General features: G+C 54.2%; 16 protein-coding genes. 8 read left to right on the forward strand and 8 right to left on the reverse strand.

Annotated elements, in window-relative coordinates; all coding sequences use genetic code 11:
- The first annotated feature begins 11 nt into the window (after nucleotides 1–11).
- From accA to tilS, 4 genes are all read left to right on the forward strand, one after another.
- A complete protein-coding gene (gene accA / locus ACOTXR_RS14010) occupies nucleotides 12–971 on the forward strand; it encodes an acetyl-CoA carboxylase carboxyl transferase subunit alpha (RefSeq protein WP_013095666.1) in 960 nt (319 codons plus the stop codon).
- 100 nt (nucleotides 972–1,071) lie between these two features.
- Nucleotides 1,072–3,204, forward strand: coding sequence for a lysine decarboxylase LdcC (locus ACOTXR_RS14015; protein WP_050861689.1), 2,133 nt, complete (start codon nucleotides 1,072–1,074; stop codon nucleotides 3,202–3,204).
- A gap of 65 nt (nucleotides 3,205–3,269) precedes the next feature.
- The gene (locus tag ACOTXR_RS14020; protein ID WP_014882642.1) at nucleotides 3,270–3,659 is read left to right on the forward strand and encodes a VOC family protein; all 390 of its coding nucleotides are present in this window, start codon (nucleotides 3,270–3,272) and stop codon (nucleotides 3,657–3,659) included.
- 58 nt (nucleotides 3,660–3,717) lie between these two features.
- A complete protein-coding gene (gene tilS, locus ACOTXR_RS14025) occupies nucleotides 3,718–5,007 on the forward strand; it encodes a tRNA lysidine(34) synthetase TilS (protein WP_421767044.1) in 1,290 nt (429 codons plus the stop codon).
- Nucleotides 5,008–5,035: 28 nt separating this feature from the next.
- Here tilS and rof read toward each other — a convergent pair whose 3' ends face one another.
- Both rof and ACOTXR_RS14035 read right to left on the reverse strand, forming a co-directional pair.
- On the reverse strand, nucleotides 5,036–5,296 hold the full coding sequence (gene rof / locus ACOTXR_RS14030) for a Rho-binding antiterminator (RefSeq protein ID WP_014882644.1): 261 nt from the start codon (nucleotides 5,294–5,296) through the stop codon (nucleotides 5,036–5,038).
- Nucleotides 5,283–5,483, reverse strand: coding sequence for a YaeP family protein (locus ACOTXR_RS14035; RefSeq protein WP_008501889.1), 201 nt, complete (start codon nucleotides 5,481–5,483; stop codon nucleotides 5,283–5,285). The genes rof and ACOTXR_RS14035 overlap by 14 nt, the downstream gene beginning before the upstream one ends.
- Nucleotides 5,484–5,678: 195 nt before the next feature.
- Between ACOTXR_RS14035 and ACOTXR_RS14040 the strand changes: the two genes are divergently transcribed.
- Genes ACOTXR_RS14040 through nlpE form a run of 3 tightly spaced genes read left to right on the forward strand, consistent with a single transcriptional unit; the run spans nucleotide 5,679 to nucleotide 7,376 of the window.
- Entirely contained in the window at nucleotides 5,679–6,224 is a 546-nt protein-coding gene (locus tag ACOTXR_RS14040; RefSeq protein WP_058690756.1) for a YaeQ family protein, read from the forward strand.
- Complete coding sequence (gene arfB, locus ACOTXR_RS14045) at nucleotides 6,221–6,643, forward strand: alternative ribosome rescue aminoacyl-tRNA hydrolase ArfB (RefSeq protein WP_014882646.1); 423 nt, start codon at nucleotides 6,221–6,223, stop codon at nucleotides 6,641–6,643. The genes ACOTXR_RS14040 and arfB overlap by 4 nt, the downstream gene beginning before the upstream one ends.
- Before the next feature lie 34 nt (nucleotides 6,644–6,677).
- Entirely contained in the window at nucleotides 6,678–7,376 is a 699-nt protein-coding gene (gene nlpE / locus ACOTXR_RS14050) for an envelope stress response activation lipoprotein NlpE (protein WP_023339028.1), read from the forward strand.
- 47 nt (nucleotides 7,377–7,423) lie between these two features.
- On the opposite strand, the gene proS is transcribed toward nlpE, so the two are convergent.
- The 6 genes from proS to metN form a co-directional block, all read right to left on the reverse strand.
- On the reverse strand, nucleotides 7,424–9,142 hold the full coding sequence (gene proS / locus ACOTXR_RS14055; RefSeq protein ID WP_023332143.1) for a proline--tRNA ligase: 1,719 nt from the start codon (nucleotides 9,140–9,142) through the stop codon (nucleotides 7,424–7,426).
- Between the two features lie 112 nt (nucleotides 9,143–9,254).
- On the reverse strand, nucleotides 9,255–9,962 hold the full coding sequence (tsaA, locus tag ACOTXR_RS14060; protein ID WP_045269222.1) for a tRNA (N6-threonylcarbamoyladenosine(37)-N6)-methyltransferase TrmO: 708 nt from the start codon (nucleotides 9,960–9,962) through the stop codon (nucleotides 9,255–9,257).
- A complete protein-coding gene (gene rcsF / locus ACOTXR_RS14065; RefSeq protein WP_008501883.1) occupies nucleotides 9,959–10,363 on the reverse strand; it encodes an Rcs stress response system protein RcsF in 405 nt (134 codons plus the stop codon). The genes tsaA and rcsF overlap by 4 nt, the downstream gene beginning before the upstream one ends.
- A gap of 106 nt (nucleotides 10,364–10,469) precedes the next feature.
- Nucleotides 10,470–11,285: a methionine ABC transporter substrate-binding lipoprotein MetQ gene (gene metQ / locus ACOTXR_RS14070; RefSeq protein ID WP_014168729.1), complete on the reverse strand. Its 816-nt coding sequence runs from the start codon at nucleotides 11,283–11,285 to the stop codon at nucleotides 10,470–10,472.
- Nucleotides 11,286–11,325: 40 nt separating this feature from the next.
- A complete protein-coding gene (locus ACOTXR_RS14075) occupies nucleotides 11,326–11,979 on the reverse strand; it encodes a methionine ABC transporter permease MetI (RefSeq protein WP_003856130.1) in 654 nt (217 codons plus the stop codon).
- Nucleotides 11,972–13,003 carry a methionine ABC transporter ATP-binding protein MetN gene (gene metN, locus ACOTXR_RS14080; RefSeq protein WP_421767045.1) on the reverse strand — a complete coding sequence of 344 codons (1,032 nt, stop codon included), beginning with the start codon at nucleotides 13,001–13,003 and terminating at the stop codon, nucleotides 11,972–11,974. Before metN ends, ACOTXR_RS14075 begins: the two co-directional genes overlap by 8 nt.
- 188 nt (nucleotides 13,004–13,191) lie before the next feature.
- Here metN and gmhB point away from each other — a divergent pair, with 188 nt between their 5' ends.
- Nucleotides 13,192–13,758 carry a D-glycero-beta-D-manno-heptose 1,7-bisphosphate 7-phosphatase gene (gene gmhB, locus ACOTXR_RS14085; RefSeq protein WP_014882651.1) on the forward strand — a complete coding sequence of 189 codons (567 nt, stop codon included), beginning with the start codon at nucleotides 13,192–13,194 and terminating at the stop codon, nucleotides 13,756–13,758.
- The last annotated feature ends 224 nt before the right edge of the window (nucleotides 13,759–13,982 follow it).

The following is a 13,982-nucleotide window of genomic DNA, read 5'->3' on the forward strand; positions in this document are numbered from 1 at the left end:
ACAGGAATACTATGAGTCTGAATTTCCTTGATTTCGAACAGCCGATTGCTGAGCTGGAAGCGAAAATCGATTCTCTGACAGCGGTAAGCCGTCAGGATGAAAAACTGGATATTAACATCGACGAAGAAGTGCATCGTCTGCGTGAAAAAAGCGTAGAGCTGACGCGCAAAATCTTTGCCGATCTCGGTGCATGGCAGATCGCCCAGCTGGCGCGTCATCCACAGCGTCCGTACACCCTGGATTATGTCCGCCTGGCGTTTGACGAATTTGACGAACTGGCAGGCGATCGCGCATACGCTGACGACAAAGCTATCGTCGGCGGTATCGCGCGTCTGGACGGACGCCCGGTGATGATCATTGGTCATCAGAAAGGGCGTGAAACCAAAGAGAAAATCCGTCGTAACTTCGGTATGCCTGCACCAGAAGGCTACCGCAAGGCCCTGCGTCTGATGGAGATGGCTGAGCGTTTCAACATGCCAATCATCACCTTCATCGACACCCCGGGTGCATACCCTGGCGTGGGCGCGGAAGAGCGCGGTCAGTCTGAAGCCATCGCCCGTAACCTGCGCGAGATGTCCCGCCTGAAGGTGCCGGTCATCTGTACCGTCATCGGTGAAGGTGGTTCAGGTGGTGCGCTGGCCATTGGCGTGGGCGATAAAGTGAATATGCTGCAGTACAGCACCTATTCCGTTATCTCTCCGGAAGGTTGTGCGTCCATTCTGTGGAAAAGCGCTGATAAAGCGCCGCTGGCCGCAGAAGCGATGGGCATCATTGCCCCACGTCTGAAAGAGCTGAAGCTGATCGATACCGTGATCCCGGAACCGCTGGGTGGCGCGCATCGTAAGCCGGAAGTGATGGCTGCTTCCCTGAAAGCCCAGCTGCTGGCTGACCTGGCCGATCTGGACGTCCTGAGCAAAGAAGACCTGCTCAACCGTCGTTATCAGCGTCTGATGACTTACGGCTACGCGTAAGCTTCACAATTATCTGAAAAGCCGCACAATGTTGCGGCTTTTTTTATACCCGCCGTTTACCTTAACTATGCTTAGCTAATGTTTTTCAAGGAGGTAGACCGTGAACATCATTGCCATTATGGGGCCGCACGGCGTCTTTTATAAAGACGAGCCCATCAAGGAGCTGGAGCAAGCCCTTCAGTCGCGCGGGTATCAGCTCATCTGGCCGCACAACAGCGCCGACCTGCTGAAGTTTATTGAGCATAACCCGCGAATCTGTGGCGTGATCTTCGACTGGGACGAATACGATCTGGAGCTGTGCAGCGAGATCAACAAGCTGAACGAATATCTCCCGCTGTATGCGTTTATCAATACCCACTCGACCATGGACGTCAGCGCGCATGATATGCGGATGGCGCTGTGGTTCTTTGAATATTCTCTCGGCGTGGCGGAAGATATCGCGACCCGCATTCAGCAGTACACGGGTGAATACCTCGATAACATTACGCCGCCCTTTACCCGCGCGCTTTTTACCTATGTGAAAGAGGGGAAATACACCTTCTGCACGCCAGGGCATATGGCCGGAACAGCCTATCAAAAAAGCCCGGTAGGCTGTCTGTTCTATGATTTTTTCGGGGGCAACACGCTGAAAGCGGACGTGTCAATTTCGGTCACGGAACTGGGCTCTTTGCTGGATCATACCGGCCCGCATCTGGAGGCCGAGGAGTATATTGCCCGCACCTTTGGCGCTGAGCAGAGCTATATGGTGACCAACGGCACCTCGACCTCGAACAAAATCGTCGGGATGTACGCTGCGCCTGCGGGCAGCACGCTGCTGATTGACCGCAACTGCCATAAATCGCTGGCGCACCTGCTGATGATGAGCGACGTGGTGCCGCTCTGGTTATCCCCTACGCGTAACGCGCTGGGGATTCTCGGCGGCATTCCACGCCGGGAGTTCACGCATCAAACCATTGAAAAGAAAGTTGCGGCGATCCCTGGCGCAAGCTGGCCTGTTCATGCGGTGATCACCAATTCCACCTATGACGGCCTGTTATACAACACCAACTGGATCAAGCAGACGCTGGACGTGCCGTCGATCCACTTCGATTCTGCGTGGGTGCCTTATACCAATTTTCACCCGATTTATTCGGGTAAGAGCGGGATGAGCGGCGAGCGCGTGCCGGGCAAAGTGTTCTTCGAAACGCAGTCGACCCACAAAATGCTGGCCGCCTTTTCCCAGGCGTCTCTTATTCACATCAAAGGCGAGTACGACGAGGATACCTTCAACGAAGCCTTTATGATGCATACCACCACCTCACCGAGCTATCCGCTGGTGGCATCTATCGAAACCGCGGCGGCGATGCTGCGCGGCAACCCGGGTAAACGCCTGATAAACCGCTCGGTGGAGCGGGCGCTGCATTTCCGTAAAGAGGTCCAGCGGCTGAAAGATGAGGCAGACGGCTGGTTCTTTGATATCTGGCAGCCGGAAGAGATCGACGAGGCCGAGTGCTGGCCCGTTGCGCCTGGGGAGAGCTGGCACGGCTTCCGCGATGCCGATGCGGACCACATGTTCCTCGATCCGGTTAAGGTGACGATCCTGACGCCTGGTATGGACGAGCAGGGTGTAATGGGTGATGAAGGTATTCCCGCCGCGCTGGTGGCGAAGTTCCTTGATGAGCGCGGCGTGGTAGTGGAGAAGACCGGCCCCTATAATTTGTTGTTCCTGTTCAGTATCGGGATCGATAAAACCCGGGCAATGGGTCTGCTGCGTGGGCTGATGGAGTTTAAGCGTGCCTACGATCTCAACCTGCGGGTGAAGAACATGCTGCCGGATCTCTACGCGGAAGATCCTGACTTCTACCGCAATATGCGCATTCAGGATCTGGCCCAGGGGATCCACAGATTGATCCGCCAGCACGATCTGCCGCGCCTCATGCTTCAGGCGTTTGACGTCCTGCCTGACATGAAGCTGACGCCTCACAAGGCCTGGCAGCGGCAGGTAAAAGGTGAGGTAGAAACCGTTGAGCTGGAAAATCTGGTCGGGCGCGTGTCGGCCAATATGATCCTGCCTTACCCACCGGGTGTACCGCTGCTGATGCCGGGGGAAATGATCACCGAGGAGAGCCGGGCAGTGCTCGATTTTCTGCTGATGCTCTGTTCGGTGGGGCGTCACTATCCGGGTTTCGAGACGGATATTCATGGTGCGAAGCGCGATGAGCACGGCGTTTACTGGGTGCGAGTCCTAAAATAAGGGTGACCGCTTGCCAGGTGCGGGTTCTCGGTTGTAACGTTCAGGCATCATAAAAAGGAGAAGCTATGCTGGGTTTAAAAGCGGTTCACCATATTGCGATCATTGCTACCGATTACGCGAAAAGTAAGGCCTTCTATTGTGACATTCTTGGCTTTACGCTGTTGAGCGAGGCCTACCGCGAGGAGCGTGACTCCTGGAAGGGGGATCTCGCTTTAAACGGGCAATATGTGATTGAGCTGTTCTCTTTTCCCTTCCCGCCTGCGCGCCCGTCGCGCCCGGAAGCCTGTGGACTGCGCCATCTTGCCTTCAGCGTTGATGACCTGGATAACGCAGTAAAACATCTGGAAGCGCACGGCGTGACGTGTGAACCGATCCGTGTCGATCCCTTCACCGACAAGCGTTTTACCTTTTTTAACGACCCGGACGGTTTGCCGCTGGAGCTTTACCAGCAGTAATGTTTGTCCTGTGTGATAATGCCCGCTCAGTTCGGGCATTTTTTATGTGTAATTTCCTATGACCTTACCCGCTATCGCACAAGCTGTTTCACCGTACCGCCAGCTGCTGGTGGGGTTTAGCGGTGGCCTGGATTCCACCGTTCTGCTCCATCGCCTGAAACGCTGGCGCGACCGGGAGCCTGACGTCCAGCTTCGGGCTATGCACATCCATCATGGATTAAGTCCTCACGCTGAGGAGTGGGTGGCGCACTGTGAAGCCTTGTGTGCGGCCTGGGCGATCCCGTTCATCGTTGAGCGCGTCACGCTCATTGATGAGGGGAAGGGCATCGAGGCACAGGCGCGGAAAGCCCGCTATGCCGCTTTTTCCGCGGCATTACTTCCTGGTGAAGCGCTGGTCACGGCTCAGCATCTGGACGATCAGTGCGAAACTTTTTTGCTGGCGCTTAAGCGGGGAAGCGGACCGGCGGGGCTGTCCGCCATGCCTGCACGATCTGAGTTTGCCGGGACGCAATTGCTGCGCCCGCTGCTGGGCGAGACGCGGGCGTCGCTGGAAGCCTGGGCGCGGGAATATCAGCTGAACTGGATAGAAGACGAGAGTAATCAGGACGACAGTTACGATCGTAATTTCCTGCGTCTGCGCATCCTGCCGCTGTTGAGCGAGCGCTGGCCGCATTTCGCCGACGCGACAGCGAGAAGCGCCATGCTTTGTGCTGAACAGGAATTGTTGCTGGATGAACTGTTGAGTGCGGATCTGGCTGACCTGATTTCTGGAGACGGAGCACTGGCGATAGCGCCCCTGGAGGCGATGAGCCCGGTGCGTCGCGCCGCACTGTTACGCCGCTGGCTGGCTACTCATCATGCAGCGATGCCGTCGCGGGCGATGCTGAGCCGGATCTGGGACGAAGTCGCGCAGGCGCGGGAAGATGCTTCCCCCTGCGTGTATCTGAATGGTTTTGAGGTCAGGCGCTATAAAGGCAAACTCTGGTGGGTCAAATCCACGCCTTCACTGACCGAGGTGGTACTCGACTGGGCGTCGCCAGAGGTACCGCTGATATTGCCCTGTGATGCAGGGAGCGTCTCTTTGAGCCCGTCCGGTCATGTGCGTCTGCCGAAGCCTGGTGAGCCGGTAACCGTACGCTTCAAGGCTGGTGGTTTGCTGCATATTGTCGGGCGCAACGGGGGACGGAAGCTTAAGAAGATATGGCAGGAGTGCAGCGTGCCGCCGTGGCGACGTGATACCACGCCACTGCTGTTTTACGGTGAAACGTTGATGGCTGCTGCCGGGGTTTTCATCACGGAAGAGGGATGGTCAGAAGAAGGGGTCAGTTTTGATTGGCAGAAAATGTAACGGGCAGCCAGGCTGCCCGTAAGTGTCATCAGGATTCGCTCACCACGACGGTGCCGATTTGCGGGTGGCTGAAGCTGGCTATTTTATCCAGACGTAGCTCACGCGTTGCACTGCCGTCTTCAACAACCAGATATTCCACGTTCTTACGTGAAACCAGATCGCTGGCTTTTGCCTTCAATACTTCGCCATCTTTTAGCTCCAGCGTCAGTATTAAATGATGCTGGCAGGCGAGTTCGAGGTTGTCATAGTCATCACAATTGATGGGTTGATAAGTATCATTCATCGACATAATCGCTCACCAGTAAATTCGCCGCAGCGTACGCTGCTTTTTCCCTGACCGACTCTGAAAGGCTCTCATCAGAGGCCACTTCATTAAGCACTTTCAATACACAGCCCAACGCGTCCGGGACATACCCCAGATCTCCGCTGGCGATTTCCGCATACCGTTTGCGAATTAACTCACAATAATTATTCACATCCCCTCCCGCCAGCGCACTGACTTACTGTGAGATATCATTAAGCCTACGAAGATAAACTCGGTTTAGCAAGGTGACTATACCATACTCATTTAAGCAATATCAGCGCCTTGACAGGTGTGGTTTATCACCGCGTGACAGCCTTTTGCCTCTGTTTTCGCTACAATGTGCCCCTGATTCGAATGGAGTTCTCTCATGGCGCTTAAAGCGACAATTTATAAAGCAGTGGTCAATGTGGCCGATCTTGATCGCAACCAGTTTCTGGATGCGTCGCTGACGCTGGCGCGCCACCCCTCCGAAACCCAGGAGCGTATGATGCTGCGCCTGCTGGCGTGGATTAAATACGCCAACGAGCGGCTGCAGTTTACCCGCGGCTTAAGCGCAGAGGACGAGCCAGAAGCCTGGCTGCGAAACGATCACCTGGGCATCGACCTGTGGATCGAGCTCGGTCTGCCGGACGAGCGTCGGATTAAAAAGGCCTGTACCCAGTCCGCTGAAGTGGCGTTATTCGCCTATAACCAGCGCGCGGCGGAGATCTGGTGGCAACAAAACAAGAATAAATGTGCGCAGTATAAAAATCTCACCGTCTGGTATCTGGATGATGAACAGCTGGCGCAGCTCAGTGAGTTTGCCGGCCGGACGATGGTGCTGCAGGCAACCATTCAGGACGGCGCCATCTGGCTCTCTGATTCTCAGAATAATCTGGAAATTCGTCTGGCGGCCTGGCAGCCTGCGTCATGATTGTTTTGTCCCGAAACGTCAGCATCCCTGATAATGAGCTGGAGATCACCGCCATCCGTGCTCAGGGGGCGGGTGGACAGCACGTCAATAAGGCGTCAACGGCGATCCATTTGCGTTTTGACATTCGGGCATCAAGCCTGCCAGAGTATTATAAAGAGAGTCTGCTTGCTGCCAGCCATCATCTGATCACCAGCGAAGGTGTGATTGTGATTAAAGCCCAGGAGTACCGCAGCCAGGAGTTAAACCGGGAAGCGGCGATAGCCAGGCTGGTGGCCGTTATTAAAGAATTAACAGCAGTACAAAAAAGCCGCCGGGCAACGCGGCCAACCCGCGCATCGAAAGAGCGTCGGTTGTCCTCGAAAGCCCAAAAATCCACAGTGAAAGCACTACGCGGTAAAGTTCGTCGCCCGATGGAGTGACGAAAGGGAACACACTTTTCATAAGGAATTCATTGTGAAAAAAGCATTATTTTCAGCGCTGGCAGTGAGTACGCTGTTTGCGCTTTTCGGGTGTAACAACCGTTCTGAAACGCAGGTTTTGCAGCCCTCGCAGAATGAAGCGTTAAAGCCTATGCAGCAGAGCTGGCGCGGCGTATTGCCTTGTGCAGACTGTGAAGGCATCGAAACGTCCCTGTTCCTGCAAAAAGACGGCACCTGGGTTATGAACCAGCGTTATCAGGGCGCTAAAGAACCCTCTTCGTTTGCGACCTACGGAACCTGGGCGCGTACGGCGGAAAAGCTGGTCCTGACGGATACCACGGGTGAGAAAACGTATTTCCGCGCCAAAGGTGAGGGGATGGAGATGCTCGACCGCGAGGGCAACCCGATTGAATCCCAGTTCAACTATACGCTTGCGCCGGTGAAAGCGGCCCTGCCTGCTACGCCGATGCCAATGCGGGGTATGTATTTCTATATGGCGGATGCGGCGATCTTTACTGACTGTGCAACGGGTAAGAAAGTCAGCGTGGCGAACAATGCGCAGCTTGAACGTGATTACGCCGTGGCGCGTGGCAATGACAGCAAGCCGGTATTGCTGACCGTAGATGGTCACTTTACGCTGGAGCCAAACCCGGATAGCGGAGAGAGCGTGAAAACGCTGGTGGTGGATAAAGAGGCGAAATTTATCGCAGGCAAAGACTGTAACAGTCAATAAGCTGACGATTATCCATTAAAAAACCCCGCCTGAGCGGGGTTTTTTGTTTAGCCTTTGATGGCTTTCACCAGGTAATCAAGAATATCGCCTGTCTTGATCATCTGTTTCTCGCCGCTACGACGGTATTTGTATTCGATCTCATCGCTGTCGAGGTTACGGTCACCGATGACCACCGTGTGTGGAATACCAATCAGTTCCATATCGGCGAACATCACGCCCGGACGCTCTTTACGGTCATCCATCAGCACTTCGATACCCTGAGCACGCAGCTCGGCGTACAGTTTCTCAGCCAGCTCCTGCACACGGTAGGATTTGTGCATGTTCATTGGCAGAATCGCAACCTGGAACGGAGCGATATTGTCCGGCCAGACGATGCCGCGCTCGTCGTAGTTCTGTTCAATGGCCGCCGCGACCACACGAGTGACCCCGATACCGTAGCAGCCCATGGTCAGGATCTGGTTACGGCCATCTTCACCCTGAACGGCGGCGTTCAGTGCGCGAGAGTATTTGTCACCCAGCTGGAAGATGTGACCGACTTCGATACCGCGCTTAATCATCAGGGTGCCCTGACCGTCTGGACTTGGATCGCCTGCGACCACGTTACGGATGTCTGCCACTTCAGGCGTCGCCACGTCGCGATCCCAGTTAATACCGAAGTAGTGTTTACCGTCGATGTTAGCACCGGCGGAGAAGTCGCTCATCGCAGCAACTGTGCGGTCAATAACAACCGGAACCGGCATATTAACCGGGCCGAGAGAGCCAGGACCTGCATTGACCACGGCACGGATTTCCGCTTCTGTTGCAAACGTCAGCGGGCTCGCGACCTGCGGCAGCTTCTCTGCTTTCACTTCGTTCAGCTCGTGATCGCCACGCACCAGCAGTGCAACCAGCGGGTAAGCGCTGCCTTCGGTAGATTTCACCAGCAGCGTTTTGACGGTTTTTTCAATCGGCAGACCAAACTGCTCAACCAGCTCAGCAATGGTTTTCGCGTTTGGCGTATCAACCAGCGTCATCTCCTGCGTTGCAGCGCCGCGTGGTTCTTTTGGTGCCAGCGCTTCTGCAAATTCGATGTTCGCGGCGTAATCTGAAGAGTCCGAGAAGATCACATCGTCTTCACCGCTCTGCGCCAGTACCTGGAATTCATGGGATGCGCTACCACCGATGGAGCCGGTATCAGCCTGCACAGCGCGGAAATCCAGACCCATGCGGGAGAAGATTTTGCTGTATGCCTCGTACATTTTGTCGTAGGTCTCTTGCAGCGATTCCTGAGAGGTATGGAAAGAGTAAGCATCTTTCATCAGGAATTCGCGGGAGCGCATCACCCCGAAACGAGGACGAACTTCATCACGGAACTTGGTCTGAATCTGGAAGAAGTTCAGCGGCAGCTGTTTGTAAGAGCTCAGCTCGTTACGGATCAGGTCGGTAATGACCTCTTCATGCGTTGGGCCGAGAACGAATGGACGCTCGCCGCGATCGACGAAGCGCAGCAGCTCTGGGCCATATTGTTCCCAACGGCCGCTCTCCTGCCACAGGTCAGCGGGCTGCACCACAGGCATGGACACCTCGATAGCACCGGCGTTGTTCATCTCTTCACGCACGATGTTTTCGACTTTTTTCAGGACGCGCACGCCGGTCGGCAGCCAGGTATATAACCCGGAGGCCAGCTTGCGGATCATCCCGGCGCGCAGCATCAGCTGATGGCTGATCACTTCGGCGTCGGCAGGCGTCTCCTTCAGAGTGGAGAGCAGATATTGGCTAGTACGCATGTTGTTACGGTTCCATTTCGACGATTGGAACAGGCTGAAACACCAGCCTGACACAAAAAAAGTGGTTTAGTTTACCAGTGTGGCAAAGATGCCAAAAGAGAGGAGAACAAAATTACCTGGGTTCAAGGGCAAACACTTCAAAACCTGCCCCGGTGACGCGCCAGCGCACGTTAAAATCCAGCAGCCAGACGGCGTATGTTTTTCCTGCTTCCTCTTCTTTACGGTAGGCTGGACGGGGGTCCTGTGCCAGCACTTCGGTGATGAAATTCCGCAAACGAGGATAGCGCTTCTCCATCTGGCTAAGCTGCGAGGCGATCTCAGGGGTAAAAGAGACAGGCATATCAGCCTGCGGTGCATCCTGAGCATAACTTGCGCGCGCGTCCGGGAGCGCTTCCGCGAAGGGCAAATAGGGTTTGATGTCGATAACCGGCGTGCCGTCCACCAGGTCCAGACTGCCTAATTCCAGTATCACCCGATCTTTCTGACAACGTATGCCTTTCAGTTCAACCAGCGACATCCCGATCGGGTTTGGACGGAAGGTCGAGCGAGTCGCAAATACGCCCATTCGCGCATTTCCACCCAGACGAGGAGGGCGCACGGTTGGTCGCCAGCCGCCTTCCATCGTCTGATGAAAGACAAATACCACCCATAAATGGCTAAATGCCTCAAGCCCGCGTACCGCATCGGCCTGGTTGTAAGGCGCCAGAAGATGAAGTTCGCCCCCGCAGCTGGTCACCAGACCCGGCTGGCGAGGCACGGCGAACTTCTCTTTATAGGGAGAGTGGATAACGCCTATCTGCTCAAACTGAAATGCACTCATTTCGCCGTAATGTTAAGCGCAGAACCGATGCAAACCGCCTGACGATAGCAGCCCGGCGTGCCGCTGGTGACTTCACAGCTGTGCAGCAGAACCGCGTTGGCTTTCATTTTGGCAGCGTTAATCTGCATGCGTTTACGCGCTGTCGGGATATTCGGCGGAGAGTCCTGATTGGTTGCCTGACAGGATTCACCGCTTACTTCACCCAGTTCACGGAACGGTTTACCGACGAGTTCGTCAGCTTTCGTGATAATGCGAACCGGCGCAGGGCGAACCACTTTCGGTTTCGCAGGCTCTGTTTTTGGCGGGGTTGCCGTGCTTTGAACAGGTTCAACAGGAGATCTGCTTAGCATAGAACAGCCGCTCAGCATGAGTGCTAAAAGACAGATCGGTAAAGCACGCATAATAATTCCTCAATGGATAATCAAAACGTCAGATATTGAATCAGTTGACTGCACAAATGACAAGACGGGCATAAGCCCGTCCTGATGATATTACACTGAGGTGAGATTACCAGCCTTTAACCGCGCCGCCGTTAAACACTTTGTTGGCTTCCTGGTAAACTTCGTCAGACTGATAAGCCTGTACGAACTTCTTCACGTTTTCCGCGTCTTTGTTGTCTTCGCGAGTCACGATCAGGTTAACGTACGGGGAGTCTTTATCTTCAACGAAGATACCGTCTTTCGCTGGCGTCAGGCCAATCTGGCTGGCGTAAGTGGTGTTGATAACGGCCAGAGCAATCTGCGCATCGTCCAGAGAACGTGGCAGCTGTGGGGCTTCCAGTTCAACAATTTTCAGATTTTTCGGGTTCTCGGTGACATCCAGAACGGTTGGCAGCAGGCCAACACCATCTTTCAGTTTGATCAGGCCCACTTTCTGCAGCAGCAGCAGGGAACGACCAAGGTTGGTTGGGTCGTTAGGCACCGCAACCTGAGAGCCCGGCTGCAGTTCATCCAGTGATTTAATCTTCTTGGAGTAACCGGCAATCGGATAAACGAAGGTGTTACCGACACCCACCAGTTTATAGCCACGATCTTTGATCTGCTGATCCAGGTAAGGCTTATGCTGGAAGGCGTTAGCGTCGATATCGCCTTTGCTCAGCGCTTCGTTTGGCAGAACGTAATCGTTGAAGGTCACCAGCTCAACGTCCAGGCCGTATTTCTCTTTCGCCACTTTCTGGGCAACTTCAGCAACCTGCTGTTCTGCACCTACGATAACGCCCACTTTGATGTGGTTTGGATCTTTTTCGTCCTGACCGCAACCCACCAGTGCCAGAGAGCCAATAAGCGCGCCTACTGCTGCAAAGGTCTTTAATTTAAACGCCATGTTTTATCCTTAACTCGTCGAGTTTGTGTTGTGTGTAACGTTATTTGTGAGTAACAGCCCGGACGATGCGATCGCCAGAGAACTGGATTAAGTAAACCAGCACAACCAGCAATACCAGAACGGTATTCATTACGGTAGCGTTATAACCAATATAGCCGTACTGGTAGCCAATCTGGCCTAAACCGCCGGCACCTACGGCACCGCCCATAGCGGAATACCCCACCAGAGTAATAAGCGTAATCGTCGCCGCGTTCACCAGGCCTGGCAGTGCTTCAGGCAGTAGTACCTTGCGGACGATCTGCATAGGTGTTGCGCCCATCGCACGAGAGGCCTCGATCAATCCCGTTGGGATCTCCAGCAGGGCGTTTTCCACCATACGGGCGATAAACGGCGCAGCGCCTACCGTCAACGGAACAATGGCCGCCTGCAGACCGATTGACGTACCAACGATCACGCGGGTAAATGGAATCATCCACACCAGCAGAATAATGAACGGAATGGAACGGAAGATGTTTACCAGCGCAGAGAGCGTACGGTAGAGCTTCGCGTTCTCAATGATTTGACCCGGACGCGTGACATACAGCAGTACGCCGACCGGCAGGCCAATCACAAAACCAAAGAAACCCGATACGAAGGTCATTGCCAGCGTTTCCCAAACGCCGCGAACCAGCAGCCACATCATCGGCTCAGACATAACCCAGTACCTCTACTTTTACGTGGTGTTCTTGCAGCCAGGCGATTGCCGCCTGGGTTTCTTCTTGTGTGCCGTGCATTTCCGTCAGCATGATGCCGAACTTCACGCCACCGGCGTAATCCATCTGGGCGCTGATAATGTTGTTGTTCACGTTAAAGCGACGCGCGGTTTCGGAAAGCAGAGGGGCATCAACGGACTGACCGGTGAACTCCATGCGCAGCATTGGGACACTGTCTGCCGCGGGTTCAGTTTTCAAACGCTCCAGATAATCTTCCGGAATATCCAGGTGCAGCGTCGACTGAATGAACTGCTGCGCCAGTGGGGTCTTCGGATGGGAGAACACTTCGCTGACGGTATCCTGCTCAATCAGTTCACCGTTGCTAATGACCGCCACGCAGTCGCAGATGCGTTTCACCACATCCATCTCGTGCGTAATAAGGAGGATCGTCAGGCCGAGGCGATGGTTAATGTCTTTCAGCAGTTCCAGAATAGAACGCGTGGTAGCCGGATCCAGTGCGCTGGTCGCTTCATCACACAGCAATACCTTAGGATTGCTAGCCAGTGCGCGGGCAATCGCCACACGCTGCTTTTGACCACCAGACAGATTTGCCGGGTAGCTGTCATGTTTGTCACCCAGACCCACGAGGTCGAGCAGTTCGGTAACGCGACGCTTCACTTCTTCTTTCGGTGTGTTGTCCAGCTCCAGCGGCAAGGCGACGTTGCCGAAAACGGTGCGGGAAGCCAGCAGGTTGAAGTGCTGGAAGATCATGCCAATCTGACGACGCGCTTTGGTGAGTTCTTTCTCTGAAAGAGCGGTAAGTTCCTGGCCGCCAACTTCTACGTTACCCTGGGTTGGGCGCTCAAGCAGGTTAACACAACGGATCAGCGTGCTTTTACCTGCACCCGATGCGCCAATGACGCCATAAATTTGACCAGCAGGAACATGCAGGCTGACATTGTTCAGCGCCTGAATGGTTCGGTTCCCCTGCTGGAACACTTTGGTGATATTGGAAAGTTTAATCATTAGATTATTTTTATCGTATGTAAGTTAGCCGTGGCATTTTGTTCTGCCAGATACGGGTGATGACCGTAAACAAAACGGATGTTAAGGCATCCAGACGTCTAAATCAATCCAACTCTGTACGATGAGCACTTTATTGCGCTGCGTTTCATGAGATACTAGCTCAACAGGCCTTTTTCAGGAGCAAACCGGTGGCAAAATCAGTACCCGCAATTTTTCTCGATCGTGATGGCACTATTAATGTGGATCACGGTTATGTCCATGAGATTGATGAGTTCGAATTTATCGAAGGCGTTATAGAGGCAATGCGCCAGCTGAAAGAGATGGGCTACGCGCTGGTGGTCGTAACGAACCAGTCTGGTATTGCGCGCGGTAAATTCACCGAAGCGCAATTCGAGACGCTGACAGAATGGATGGACTGGTCGCTGGCGGATCGCGGGGTCGATCTTGATGGCATTTATTATTGCCCACACCACCCTCAGGGAACCGTAGAAGCGTATCGCCAGACCTGTGATTGCCGTAAACCGCATCCGGGAATGTTTATCTCCGCGCAAGAGTTTCTGCACATCGATATGGCCGCTTCTTATATGGTGGGCGATAAACTGGAAGATATGCAGGCAGCTGCAGCTGCAGGTGTGGGGACCAAAATATTAGTGCGCACGGGTAAGCCTGTTACGCCAGAAGCTGAAAATGCCGCGGATTGGGTGATTAATAGCCTGGCCGATCTGCCAAAAGAGATTAAAAAGCACCAAAAATAGCCGTTCTGGTGAAAAGGTGAGCGGTCGAAATAAAAATGCATATTTCCACTTGTCATTCCTCGGCAGCTCCCTATAATGCGCCTCCATCGACACGGCAGATGTGAATCACGTCACAGACAACCCGGTCGGTTGAAGAGAAAAAATCCTGAAATCACGGGTTGACTCTGAAAGAGGAAAGCGTAATATACGCCACCTCGCAACGGTGAGCGAAAGCCGCGTTGCAC

This window comes from Enterobacter cloacae complex sp. IR53030 (assembly GCF_049238365.1).
Classification (GTDB): Bacteria; Pseudomonadota; Gammaproteobacteria; order Enterobacterales; family Enterobacteriaceae; genus Enterobacter; species Enterobacter kobei.

Excerpts from the sequence above, each read along its gene's own strand:
- accA (WP_013095666.1), top strand. The coding sequence starts at position 12 with ATGAGTCTGAATTTCCTTGATTTCGAACAGCCGATTGCTGAGCTGGAA.
- ACOTXR_RS14020 (WP_014882642.1), top strand. The coding sequence starts at position 3,270 with ATGCTGGGTTTAAAAGCGGTTCACCATATTGCGATCATTGCTACCGAT.
- tilS (WP_421767044.1), top strand. The coding sequence starts at position 3,718 with ATGACCTTACCCGCTATCGCACAAGCTGTTTCACCGTACCGCCAGCTG.
- rof (WP_014882644.1), bottom strand. The coding sequence starts at position 5,296 with ATGTCGATGAATGATACTTATCAACCCATCAATTGTGATGACTATGAC.
- ACOTXR_RS14040 (WP_058690756.1), top strand. The coding sequence starts at position 5,679 with ATGGCGCTTAAAGCGACAATTTATAAAGCAGTGGTCAATGTGGCCGAT.
- arfB (WP_014882646.1), top strand. The coding sequence starts at position 6,221 with ATGATTGTTTTGTCCCGAAACGTCAGCATCCCTGATAATGAGCTGGAG.
- proS (WP_023332143.1), bottom strand. The coding sequence starts at position 9,142 with ATGCGTACTAGCCAATATCTGCTCTCCACTCTGAAGGAGACGCCTGCC.
- tsaA (WP_045269222.1), bottom strand. The coding sequence starts at position 9,962 with ATGAGTGCATTTCAGTTTGAGCAGATAGGCGTTATCCACTCTCCCTAT.
- rcsF (WP_008501883.1), bottom strand. The coding sequence starts at position 10,363 with ATGCGTGCTTTACCGATCTGTCTTTTAGCACTCATGCTGAGCGGCTGT.
- metQ (WP_014168729.1), bottom strand. The coding sequence starts at position 11,285 with ATGGCGTTTAAATTAAAGACCTTTGCAGCAGTAGGCGCGCTTATTGGC.
- ACOTXR_RS14075 (WP_003856130.1), bottom strand. The coding sequence starts at position 11,979 with ATGTCTGAGCCGATGATGTGGCTGCTGGTTCGCGGCGTTTGGGAAACG.
- metN (WP_421767045.1), bottom strand. The coding sequence starts at position 13,003 with ATGATTAAACTTTCCAATATCACCAAAGTGTTCCAGCAGGGGAACCGA.